At 38.6% G+C, this 12069-nt stretch carries 12 protein-coding genes; 10 read left to right on the top strand and 2 right to left on the bottom strand.

Translation table 11 applies throughout. The features are described 5' to 3' along the window. The first annotated feature begins 52 nt into the window (after positions 1-52). From AC07YC_RS01075 to AC07YC_RS01065, 3 genes are all read left to right on the top strand, one after another. The gene (locus AC07YC_RS01075) at positions 53-193 is read left to right on the top strand and encodes an RAxF-45 family protein (RefSeq protein ID WP_175423000.1); all 141 of its coding nucleotides are present in this window, start codon (positions 53-55) and stop codon (positions 191-193) included. A 104-nt stretch (positions 194-297) separates the two neighbouring features. Continuing rightward, positions 298-2100 carry a ribosomal protection-like ABC-F family protein gene (gene abc-f / locus AC07YC_RS01070; protein WP_494918135.1) on the top strand — a complete coding sequence of 601 codons (1803 nt, stop codon included), beginning with the start codon at positions 298-300 and terminating at the stop codon, positions 2098-2100. Then, positions 2093-2884: a GNAT family N-acetyltransferase gene (locus AC07YC_RS01065; RefSeq protein ID WP_494918134.1), complete on the top strand. Its 792-nt coding sequence runs from the start codon at positions 2093-2095 to the stop codon at positions 2882-2884. The genes abc-f and AC07YC_RS01065 overlap by 8 nt, the downstream gene beginning before the upstream one ends. Positions 2885-2941: 57 nt before the next feature. On the opposite strand, the gene AC07YC_RS01060 is transcribed toward AC07YC_RS01065, so the two are convergent. After that, positions 2942-4534: a bifunctional metallophosphatase/5'-nucleotidase gene (locus tag AC07YC_RS01060; protein WP_494918133.1), complete on the bottom strand. Its 1593-nt coding sequence runs from the start codon at positions 4532-4534 to the stop codon at positions 2942-2944. 151 nt (positions 4535-4685) lie between these two features. On the opposite strand from AC07YC_RS01060, the gene AC07YC_RS01055 reads away from it, so the two are divergent. From AC07YC_RS01055 to AC07YC_RS01035, 5 genes are all read left to right on the top strand, one after another. Next, positions 4686-5759 (top strand): phosphate/phosphite/phosphonate ABC transporter substrate-binding protein, encoded by a 1074-nt coding sequence (locus tag AC07YC_RS01055; RefSeq protein WP_494918132.1) that lies wholly within the window; start codon positions 4686-4688, stop codon positions 5757-5759. An 83-nt stretch (positions 5760-5842) separates the two neighbouring features. Beyond that, positions 5843-6646 carry a phosphonate ABC transporter ATP-binding protein gene (gene phnC, locus AC07YC_RS01050; protein ID WP_494918131.1) on the top strand — a complete coding sequence of 268 codons (804 nt, stop codon included), beginning with the start codon at positions 5843-5845 and terminating at the stop codon, positions 6644-6646. Further along, positions 6603-7418: a phosphonate ABC transporter, permease protein PhnE gene (gene phnE / locus AC07YC_RS01045; protein WP_494918130.1), complete on the top strand. Its 816-nt coding sequence runs from the start codon at positions 6603-6605 to the stop codon at positions 7416-7418. Before phnC ends, phnE (AC07YC_RS01045) begins: the two co-directional genes overlap by 44 nt. A 10-nt stretch (positions 7419-7428) precedes the next feature. After that, positions 7429-8235, top strand: a complete 807-nt coding sequence (gene phnE, locus AC07YC_RS01040) for a phosphonate ABC transporter, permease protein PhnE (protein ID WP_336634111.1) — start codon at positions 7429-7431, stop codon at positions 8233-8235. Positions 8236-8410: 175 nt separating this feature from the next. Continuing rightward, positions 8411-9145, top strand: coding sequence for a hypothetical protein (locus AC07YC_RS01035; protein ID WP_402790424.1), 735 nt, complete (start codon positions 8411-8413; stop codon positions 9143-9145). Between the two features lie 78 nt (positions 9146-9223). Here the strand turns inward: AC07YC_RS01035 and AC07YC_RS01030 are convergent, their stop codons facing one another. Next, a complete protein-coding gene (locus AC07YC_RS01030) occupies positions 9224-9595 on the bottom strand; it encodes a hypothetical protein (protein WP_301254784.1) in 372 nt (123 codons plus the stop codon). Positions 9596-9957: 362 nt separating this feature from the next. Between AC07YC_RS01030 and AC07YC_RS01025 the strand changes: the two genes are divergently transcribed. Both AC07YC_RS01025 and floT read left to right on the top strand, forming a co-directional pair. Beyond that, the gene (locus tag AC07YC_RS01025; RefSeq protein WP_336634109.1) at positions 9958-10488 is read left to right on the top strand and encodes an NfeD family membrane protein; all 531 of its coding nucleotides are present in this window, start codon (positions 9958-9960) and stop codon (positions 10486-10488) included. Positions 10489-10503: 15 nt separating this feature from the next. Beyond that, a complete protein-coding gene (gene floT / locus AC07YC_RS01020) occupies positions 10504-12057 on the top strand; it encodes a flotillin lipid rafts scaffold protein FloT (RefSeq protein WP_494918129.1) in 1554 nt (517 codons plus the stop codon). Positions 12058-12069 lie beyond the last annotated feature (12 nt).

Raw genomic sequence — 12069 nt, 5'->3', positions numbered from 1 at the left:
ATCTGAAAAATGGTATTATATGTTTAACTATATTGAACGGAGGTGAAAAAGAATGAATAAAAACGCTACGGACACATGTGTAAAAGTGGATACAGCTATGTATTTTGCACGTGTCATTACTTTCGATTTTGCGAACAACGGGATAGGTCTGTCCATTTTTAAGCAAAATCAAATAACAAACGTAGCGAATTAACCATTCTTTTTCACACATTTTAATGAGAAAAGGACTGCTTGTTAATGAGCAGTCTTTTTTGTGTTGTCAGGATGTTTTCGCGCGTTTCATTGGAGGAAAAAACGATGCAAATGAAAGCTGAGCAAATACAAAAAATTATGGGTGGCAATATATTATTTGAGAATTTACAACTGGAGGTAAATAGTGGGGAGCATGTTGCTATAGTTGGTGTAAATGGCAGTGGTAAAACAACTTTATTGCAGCTTCTATCGGGTGTAGATTTTCCCGATCGGGGACGTATCATAAAAAGTAAAGATGCAACAGTCGGATATTTACATCAAATACCAAATTATCCAGATCATTCAGTGAAGAAAGTGCTAGAAGAGGCATTTGCTGATATTTATGCATTAAGGGCTAGAATGACGATACTTGAGCAAGAGATGCAGTCAAACGTAACGGATAAAATTTTATGGCAATATGGGCAAGTACAGGAGCAATTCATGCTACAGGGGGGCTATGAGGTGGAAGCCCAATTGGCGATGATTGCAAATGGGCTAGGCATTATGGAAATGTTGGCACAGCCATTTAGTAGTTTAAGTGGTGGAGAGAAGACGAAAGTAATGCTTGGGCAAATTTTATTGAGCCAGCCAGCTATTTTATTGTTAGATGAACCAACGAACCATCTTGATATGCAGGCAATCGAATGGCTTGAAAATTACGTAAGTAGCTTTGAGGGTATTGTCATTGTCGTCTCTCATGACCGTCATTTTATGAATCAGATTGCACATAAAGTCATTGAAATTGAAGATGGAGAGGCCTTTACGTATACAGGTAATTACGATGCTTTTATAGCACAAAAAGAGGCAAAGATTGAACAACAATTTGCTGATTATGAAGAGCAGCAGAAGAAAATTAAGAAAATGCAAGAAACGATTAAACGATTAAAACAATGGGCTAATGAAGCAAATCCACCAAATGCTTCTATGCACAGACGTGCGAAAAGTATGGAAAAAGCATTAGCACGTATCGAACGGGTAAAGAAGCCTATATCAAAAAAGAAAATGAATCTCGCTTTAACGATGGCTGAACGCAGCGGCAAAGAGGTCGTGCAATTACAAGACATTTTCCACGGCTATGAGAAGCCTTTATTGATAGACAGTAACTTAGCTGTCTACTTTGGAGAAAGACTAGCGATTGTTGGGAACAACGGTAGTGGTAAATCAACATTATTAAAAATGATGTTAGGGGAAATCATTCCTAATCGCGGTGTTTGTCATGTAGGTAGTAATGTGAAAATTGGTTATCTATCACAGCAATTGGAACATAAAAATCCAGCTATCCGATTGATTGATGCGTTTCGTGAAAATGTAGCGGTGTCTGAGGCTGAAGCACGCCATATTCTCGCACGATTTTTGTTCTATGGCTATGATGTCTTTAAAAAAGTGAAGAATTTAAGCGGTGGAGAAAAAATGCGCCTTCGATTAGCTCAATTAATGCATGAGGATATTAATGTGCTCATTTTGGACGAACCCACGAACCATTTAGATATTGAGGCAAGAGAGGTATTGGAGGATACGCTAGAAACCTTTGAGGGAACCATTATTGGTGTGTCCCATGACCGCTACTTCTTACAAAAAATATTTACCAAAACAGCATGGTTAAAGGATCAAACTATTCATGTTTTTGAAGGAGACTATGAGTGGGCTAGACAAAAACTTGAGGAAATCTCGAAAAAAATAGTAGTTGAAAATGAAGCGGCACCTAAAATACAATCTGTCAAAAAAGAGCTATCGATTGAGCAACAAATTGAAAAACTAGAGGCAAAACTAGAGGAACCTTCACTTGCTAAAGAGCAACGGCAAAAGCTTAAACAGCAGATAGAGGAATTATATGAAAATTGGATGGAAGAGGGAACGGAACATGCTTAATTTAGAACGCATTATGCAGCTTGATATAGATTATGTAAATAGTTTTAGTGAAATGGAGGCATGTAAAGAAGGCATTTTATTCTATAATAAAGCAATTCCAACCTATTATGATGCTAATCATGCACATGTTTGGCGACAGATTGAAAAACCTGCTCAATTTTTAGAAGAGATAAAAACGTTCTACCAAACTAAGTCGCTTATCCCACGGCTGTATTTATATAATCTTGAGGATAATCAAGCGTGTATAGAGGCTTTAGAGATGCATGGCTTTCAATATGAGCAGTTTGTCAATGAAATTCAGTGCTGGAATGGTGAGTTTCGTCAACTCTCATCACATCCAGCGATCCAAATTGAACGGGTAACAGATGCAAATATGAACGAAGCCTTGGCAGTGGAAATGAGCATTTCTGCTTTTGGAGATCCTGAATTAATTAAAATGGCCTTTGAGCAAGCGTATTATTCGCCAAGCTTTACGTACTATTTATTAAAACTTGATGGGGTGCCATGCTGCTCTGCTAGTATATTTATGTCAGGAAATCAAGGAAGGATTGAGAGTGTAGCAACCATTGAAAGCCATCGAGGTCGTGGTTTAATCGGCTATATGTTGCAGCATATCCAGCAGCAGTCAGTAAATCAGAAGCTTGAGCAGCTTTGGATATGGCCAATTAACGATCAAGTTGCTAAAGTCTATGATAGAGCTAATTTTAAATCGGTTGGTTCCATTTCCTCCATTCATGCATTTACAGAAGGTAAAAGCATTCAAGATATACGACAAAATTCTTAATCTAACATTTATAAAAACCCGCCAAATTCCTGTGAAATTTAGAATTTGGCGGGTTTTTTAGTATTGTACTTGCCAATTATGATTACATGTTGCTTGGACCCTAGGCTGCTTTAACAGATAATCGGCAATTAGCTCGGTCATATCAATCTGAATTTCTTTCACAACAGGGCGATTTCTTAAAAAGTCAAAATTTCCTGCTCCAGTCGCACGATAGCTACTCATTACGACATCGAACTCTTCCTCCCTATTTATAGCTGCGCCATGATACAACAGTTTGGTAACACGTTCACCAATAGGCTTTGAAATATCTAAGATATACTCAATACCTTCCCACATATCATAATTATAAGGTTGCGCCTTTGGGAAAAGGAAGGAATCTGCTACATGTAATTGACCTGCTGTTACCGTAAAATAGCTAGCGGATTGTTCAAGGGCAAGTAAAATGTCCTGTCCTGAGAGTCGAAGTACTTTTAATGTATTAGCGTAAATATAGTTTGTCACAATGTCACGCATTGTAACGGCTTGTTTGAAGCCACCTGGTTCATCATGAAAAAGAGCTGTACAGGAAATAGATGCCCCCGACACAGCCATTTGAATGCGGTTAATAAATTCAATATAAGGATGTTCCTGAATGCGGGCAAGAAATGGATCTTCAATTTGTAAATCTCCTTGGATCATGCCAATTGTTTCATCTAACCATGCTTCGGTTTTTTCAAAGGTTGGTGAAATAATCTGACAAACAGCATCATGAGGTTGCGTATGCTCTGAACTATAAATGAGCGATGGAGTATGACAAATCGATTGGATTTTATGCTGATGATCCAAGTCAATTTCTAGCTCTATTTTAGCAATACAAATGCCCTTCGTACCAGGTTGAACGACTGATTTCCCCATAATGGTTGTGCTAATTTCACGATGCTGGTGGCCGGAAATAATAATGTCTACTTCTTCTATTTCAGCACACATACGGTATCCTTGATTTTCGCCATCCTCAGCTTCAAGTAGTTCTCCTGTTTCAAGATCTCTCTCAAATCCACCGTGATAACATAAAACTAAAACGTCAATTTGTTCATTAGCACGAATCCATTTTGCCCAGTAGCTAGCACTTGAAAAGGCATCTTCAAAATGAAGCCCTTCAATGTGAAGAGGTTCCTCCCACTTAGTGACAAAATGTGTTGTCACACCTAAAAAGGCTATTTTAATGCCATCTATTTCTTTCGTGATATACGGCTTTGTAAATGGTCTCCCATCCTTGGTCACGATATTGGCGCCTAGCCAAGGGGAATGTGATTGGTGAATCACCGATAGTAGCGTCTGAAGTCCATAATTAAATTCATGATTACCGAATACGATGGCATCATATTGAAGCTCATTGGCCACCTGAATCAAAGGATTCCGTTCCTGCGTTTGAAATTTTTGATGATAAAAGGTCATGGGACTACCCTGAATAAAGTCACCATTATCAATTAAGATGGTTGGCATTTCAAGCCTTTTTTCTTCAATAATTGTAGCAAGCTTGGCTAACCCAAGCGCTTCATTTCGATCATGTCGAAAGGTTGTGGGCATGATATAGCCATGAATATCACTAGTTGCAAGTATTTGTATCGTTTTCGTAGACATAATAGATCCTCCGATCATTAGTATATCCATAGTATATAAAGTAATTTCGTAAGAAGTTAGCTTATTTACACTATCAAAATATTATTTTACCAAGTAGATACATTAATTTACGCGCTATTAACACTAGGGAAATATTTACTGTATATACTGAAAAAGCATTTCAAAAAGGGAGGATAACATTTTGAAGAAACTATTATTTTTCACGTTAACATGCATGCTGGCTGTGTTCCTAATGGCATGTGGAAATGAAGCTTCGGACACATCAAAAGATAATAAAACGATAGATGTGGATGCAGAGGCAAGTGGCAATGAGTCTATAGATAAATTATCGATTGGCTTTGTACCTTCTCGTAATCCGGATGAAATTATTACGGCAACGGAACCTTTAAAAGGTTTGTTAAAGGATGAGCTTGCGAAACAAGGTTTTGATGTAGGTGAAATTGATATTACCGTTGGAACTAATTTTGAAGCAGTAGGGGAAGCTTTGTCTGCTGGTACTACAGATATTGGCTTAATTCCTGGAGGAACTTATGTGTTATATGATGATGGCGCAGAAGTGATTTTAACTGCAACGCGTGCTGGATTAAATAATGATTCTGATAACCCAGTGGAGTGGAATAACAATAAACCAACAGCACCAACGACAACACAGGCTACATCATATAGGGCTATTTTAGTGGCAGGTCCATCTGAAAAAGGTAAAGCATTAGCAGCGAAAGTAAATAATGGTGAGAAATTAACGTTTGAAGATTTAAATAATGTCACGTGGAATGTTATGTCCTCTTCTTCACCAGCAGGCTATATTTACCCTACATTATGGTTACATGAGAATTTCGATAAAACCATCCCTGATTTAGCAAAAGTTGTTCAAGCGGATTCTTATGGGAATGCCTTTGGACGTTTAGCTGCTGGACAAACAGATGTCTTAGTCACTTATGCAGATGCACGTCGTGATTATGAGGAAAGCTGGCAAGGAGATTTCGGACGTACTGCTTCCATTTGGGATGAGACGGATTTAATCGGGGTAATGCCTGCCATTTATAACGACACAATTAGTGTAAGTAAAAATTCCAAGGTCATGACTGACGACCTGAAGAAGGCAGTTCAGCAGGCCTTCATGAATATTGGTAACACAGAGCAAGGTAAGGAAGTAATTGCTATCTATAGTCATGAAGGCTATCAGGAGGCAAAAGACAGCGACTATGACAACGAGCGTAAGGCACAGGAATTAGTGCAAAACCTCGGTTCGAAATAAGGGAATGAAGAATCTGCGTGGCCTGCGGTTTACTCGCAGAAAGCAGATTCTTCTTTTATATTTTCTAGATAGGGAGCGGTTCAATGATTGAATTTAAAGAGGTAGAAAAACGTTATCCGAATGGCTTTCTTGCCCTAAATCACATTAATCTACAAATTGAGCAGGGCGAATTCGTGGCCATCATCGGTTTGTCGGGTGCTGGAAAATCAACATTATTACGCTGTATTAATAAAATGCACGACATTACTGAAGGTACATTGCGTGTCAATGAAGTCAATGTGCAGCAACTGAAAGGCAAGGGCATCCGTCGTTTACGTAGAAATATTGGCATGATTTTTCAATCTTTTAATCTTGTGGCACGTGTGTCGGTCTTGAAAAATGTGCTCGTATCCTTTGTGCCGAATATGCCAGTTTGGCGAAAAGTTTTAGGCATATTTACGCAAGAAGAAAAGCGACAAGCATTAATGGCACTCGATCAAGTCGGTATTTTGGATAAGGCGTATGTCCGTGTCGACCAATTATCGGGGGGGCAGCAACAGCGTGTGGCATTAGCTCGTACACTAGCACAAAATCCACAAATTATTTTGGCGGACGAGCCTGTTGCGTCACTTGACCCTGTAACAGCTAAACAAGTGATGGACGATTTTAAACGAATTAATCAACAGTTCAACATGACCATTATTATTAATATTCACCATGTCGACTTGGCATTAGCCTATGCGACACGCGTTATTGGTGTGCGCAGCGGCGAAATTGTCTTTGATGGGCAGGCAAGTGAAATAACGGAGGAAACGCTTGCCTTCATTTATAACACTACGAACCAAGGGAGAGGCGAAACAGAACATGCCATGGAAGATGCGATCACCGAAAAAAATAGTTTTGCCTAACGGAAAGGAAGTGCTGGAGAAACGCTCCATTTTGCCTGTGTTATGGCTATTAATGCTTGTACTATTTTTTCTTTCTATTCGTATTACGGGCTTTAGCTTAGAGGTGCTTGTCCATCGAATTCAAGAGTTCTTTGTCATCCTGCAGCAGATGATTCCACCTAATTGGGACTACGTATCAAAGCTATGGCAGCCGCTATTTGATACGATTAAAATGTCCTTATTTGGCTCTGTAGCAGGTGCTATAGTTGCGTTACCTTTTGCCATGCTTGCTGCCAATACTATTACGAAAAATAAAGGAATCGTCATGTTAGCTAAATTTATGTTAAGTCTACTACGGACGTTGCCGACCTTGATTGTTGCCTTAATTGCGACATTTATTTTTGGGCTCGGAACGATGGCTGGTACAGTGGCGATTTTTTTATTTACTATAGCGTATGTAGGGAAACTATTATATGAACAAATAGAAAATGCCAATATGGGTGCGTATGAGGCAATGCATTCTATCGGTCTCACGACAATTCAAGCATTTCGTTATGCGATTATGCCGCAAATTTTACCCAATTATCTCTCCACCTCGTTATTTTGCTTTGAGGGAAATGTTCGTTATGCGTCAATTTTAGGGTATGTAGGTGCAGGTGGAATTGGGTTGCTTCTGAATGAAAGTTTGGGGTGGCGAAGCTATGAGAATGTGGGGATGATCCTTCTCATGCTGGTTTGTACGGTTTTTCTAATTGAAACAACGAGCGAATATTTCCGCAAAAAATTCATGTAGAGGTGATGTAATGAATGCTATCGACAAGCAATTACAACTACAACCAAATCGACGCATGTCATACATCATGACAATGATCATACTTAGTTTATTATTTATTTGGTCTATAACCGCCATTCATTTCGAAAATGTTTCGGCAAGTGGTACGAAAATTGCTAAAAATATCTTTGTAGGCTTGCTGAATCCTGATTGGTCATTAATAATGAATGTGACAACTGAGGGTATACCGTATTTATTAATCGAAACAATGGCCATAGCGTTTTTAGGTACAATTGTAGGGGCATTGCTAGCAATCCCTTTAGCCTTTTTATCCGCTTCTACTATTGTGCCTAAGCCAATTGCATTTATTGTTCGCTTTCTATTAATTATGATTAGAACCATACCGGCCATCGTCTATGGACTAATGTTCATTCGCGTAACAGGTCCTGGACCATTTGCAGGTGTATTGACTATGTCTTTAACGTCTATCGGAATGCTGTCAAAGCTATATGTGGATGTTATTGAGGACTTAGATAAAAATATACTAGAGTCGATGGAGGCTATAGGTTGTACGTTAATGGAGAAAATTCGTTTTGGTATATGGCCACAGCTAACGGCGTTATTTACATCTATTGTCATTTATCGCTTTGATATGAATTTGCGAGATGCAACTGTACTCGGTTTAGTGGGAGCAGGAGGCATCGGTGCACCCCTTATTTTCGCTATGAATTCGTACAAATGGTCAGAGGTAGGTGCCATCTTATTAGGGCTAGTTGTTCTTATTTTACTAGTGGAGTATATTTCAAATCGTGCACGAACTAAACTGGTTAAAGGATAAAATTTTTAGAAGGTAATAGTTAGTAAAATTCCTGAATAGTATCGACTATTCAGGAATTTTGATTTATTCTTATAAAAGAGGAATTTTCATTGATTATAAGTTTTTTACTTGAAAAAATACCGTATTCGATTTATTGTCTTTAGAGATACTTGTTTATGGACTTGGAGGATATGGAATGCACGGAATTTATATACGCTATAATGTCTCAAAAGAAACTTCAGCAGCAAAATGGCCCCAAAAAATGGATGCATTTGCTTATGTTCAACGAGAAAAACCACAACAAGATAATGACAACTTGCTGTCACCAGAAGAGCTAAAAAACCATGCAATTCGTTATATTAAAAGCTTAAAAGACAATGCAAGTGAACATTTAGTAGAGCAACGCAACGGAGAAATAGAGCATTTTGATCGCCGCTATTTGGAATCCTTAAAATTAAAGGAAAGCATTGATTCACAGCTGATTAATCTAGAAGAAATCCGTTTATTGTTGCAACTAATGAATGTTTTAAATTTATCGCATGCCTTCGGAGAAAATGCTGGAAAGCTCCTACGTCAAATTACACCCTATGCAAAAGAGGTAGAGCATCCAACATTCCAAACTACTCGTGTTGAGCGCCATTTTTATTCAGAATTAATCGAACCAATAGAAGTTATTTACACACGCATTATGCGTCAGCACAACCCATCAACAACAGAAATGCAACATTCAGAGAAGCTCTGGACAACAGTCTGTGAGCAAGCGATAGAAAAGGTAGAAACCCGCATTGAACGCTTATCTTCTATCAAATTAAAACATGAAAACAATTTATTAGAGTTTAATCATTTAAAACAACAAAATATCGAGGCAAAGGAACGCCTAGATTTAGCCGTTCATGAATTGGATGAGATTTTAAATGTACTAGAATCTTAAAAAAGCATGTCTACCGATTGAAATTTCAGTCGGTGACATGCTTTTTATAGTATAGACAGATAATAATGAGGGCACTCTTTATTTTTTCTCAGGCTGATCGCGTTTAGATTGGCGCGAAATACGTAATAAATCCAGCCCAAGCAATACAATAATGATATAGAACAGTGGGCTAGTAAACGATAAACCAATTTGTGACTGACCACCCAGCAATGTTAGTACAATCCATAATCCAACTGTATACAGAGTCAAACCAACATAGGCCTTCTTAGACATTTTTTTAAATTGACCTTTATCTAAGGCTAGCTGTATGATCACTAGCACGACTAATATGAGAAGAATTATCTTTTTAGTCAAGATCGATGCAATTGTAGTGTCAGGGAAGAAATCATTTACAAATAATAATGTGAAAAATACTAGAATAAAGAAATTTAAGATCGTCGAGAGCTTCATGCTATATCTCCTTAGTTGCCAGAATCCATTCTATTGTAACATGGTTCTATTAGATGGGAATGAATTTATGTTATATTAGCGGGAAAATTATAAATTGAGTAAAAATATGAAAAGATAAACCTCGATAATTTCTTGAGTCTGCGTGTAAGGGCAAAATAATATAAAAGGCTAAATGAATCTGGACCTCTTGGTCAGGAAAGATGCTTCCTTGATACCTTCCTCAATCTAAACTTTTATGACTTTTATCCTCAATCACTATAAACATGTAAAAAATAGGAAAGTATAAAAAGTTTGAAAATTTTTGAAACTTTTCCTGAGTGACATCCGTATAGTAGGTAATATGATGAAAAGGGGTGAGCAACTTGACGCTATTTGGCTATTCACTCGAGCAAATCTTTTTGGTGGTTTTGATTTTTGCCGGTCTTGCCACAATACTAGTTATGTTTTTTGGTGATGCAGTCGAAGGTATTGGGGAAGGACTGCCCATTTTTAATCCGAGTGTCATTCTTTCTTTCATTACGTTGATGTCTGCAGCAGGATTTATTTTAGAAAAACTAGCCTGGTTCTCTAGCGTTTGGAACATTATTGCTGCATGTATCATCGGCGCTATTTTAAGTACATTATTTTATTTATTTGTTCTCGTTCCACTACGGTCAGCGGATGTTTCATTAGCTTATACGGAAGAATCACTAGGTGGGCAATTGGGCAAAGTCATTGTACCAATTCCTGTAGATGGCTTTGGAGAAGTTGTTATCGAAACAACAAGTGGTATGATTTCGAAACGGGCAACAGGTTACGATAATGAAGCCATTGACTATGATGAAACTGTCCTTATCGTGGACGTGAAGGAAGGTACACTTTTTGTTAGAGTATATGAGAAAAAATTTGTCTAAAGGGGAGATAAGTCTATGTCTATCGATATACTAATTGTTTTAGGAATTGTAGCATTTGTCTTAATTGCACTAGTAGGTTTATATGTAACAAAATATAAAACAGCAGGTCCGGATGAAGCACTGATTGTGACGGGTAGCTATCTCGGCTCTAAAAATGTACATAAAGACGAGTCGGGCAATCGCATTAAAATTATTCGCGGTGGCGGTACATTTGTATTCCCTATTTTCCAGCAAGCAAAGCCATTAAGCTTACTATCTAGCAAACTAGAAGTAACAACGCCTGAAGTGTATACGGAGCAAGGTGTTCCTGTCATGGCTGATGGTACAGCCATAATTAAAATTGGTGGTTCTATTTCAGAAGTTGCGACTGCAGCAGAGCAGTTTTTAGGAAAGCAAAAGGCAGAGCGTGAAGGGGAAGCACGTGAAGTGTTAGAAGGTCATTTACGTTCAATTTTAGGCTCCATGACGGTTGAGGAAATTTATAAAAACCGTGATAAATTCTCACAGGAGGTTCAACGTGTAGCTTCTCAGGATTTAGCTAAAATGGGTCTGATCATTGTTTCCTTTACGATCAAGGATGTACGTGATAAAAATGGCTATTTAGATTCACTCGGTAAACCGAGAATTGCGCAGGTAAAACGAGATGCTGATATTGCGACAGCGGATGCGGAAAAAGAAACACGTATTAAACGTGCAGAAGCATCGAAGGAAGCGCAAAAGGCAGAGCTAGAGCGTGCGACAGAAATTGCAGAAGCGGAAAAGGAAAATCAATTAAAGGTTGCTGAATTCCGCCGTGAGCAAGATATTGCCAAAGCGCGTGCTGACCAAGCCTATGAGCTCGAAACAGCTCGAGCTAAACAGGAAGTGACGGAGCAAGAAATGCAAATTCGCATTATTGAACGTCAAAAGCAAATTGAATTAGAAGAAAAAGAGATTTTACGTCGTGAGAAGCAATATGATTCTGAGGTAAAGAAAAAGGCTGACGCTGATCGTTATGCGGTGGAACAAAACGCTGCTGCCGAAAAAATGCGAGAGCTTGCACAAGCAGATGCAGAAAAATACCGTATTGAATCTTTAGCAAAAGCGGAAGCGGAAAAAATCAGATTAGATGGTCTTGCCAAAGCGGATGCAGAACGAGCACAAGGGGAGACAGAGGCAGATATTATTCGCCTTCGTGGTCTTGCGGAAGCTGAAGCTAAACGTAAAATTGCCGAAGCCTTTGAATATTATGGTCAAGCAGCTGTACTGGATATGGTTGTGCGCATGATGCCGGAATATGCAAAAGAGCTAGCGAGCCCACTTGGTAATATCGATAAGATTACAGTCGTTGATACTGGTGGTGGGGAAGGTAGTGGCGCGAATAAAGTAACGTCCTATGCTACTAATTTAATGTCTACGCTACAAGAGACATTGAAAGAAACTTCTGGTATTGATGTGAAGGAACTGATTGAAAGCTATGCTGGTAAGCATACATTGCGTCCGGAATTAGAGCAAATTGCTCTTGGGCTTGAAAAAAAACAAGCAGCGGTTGAAGCTGAGGAAACGAAAGAAACCGTGGAACAACCATAAGTAAAAGCGACC

The sequence above is a fragment of the Lysinibacillus sp. GW247-5R2A genome (assembly GCF_059424475.1).
Note: the sequence above shows the minus strand (reverse complement) of the source record. Positions and strands in the feature narration are given on the sequence as shown.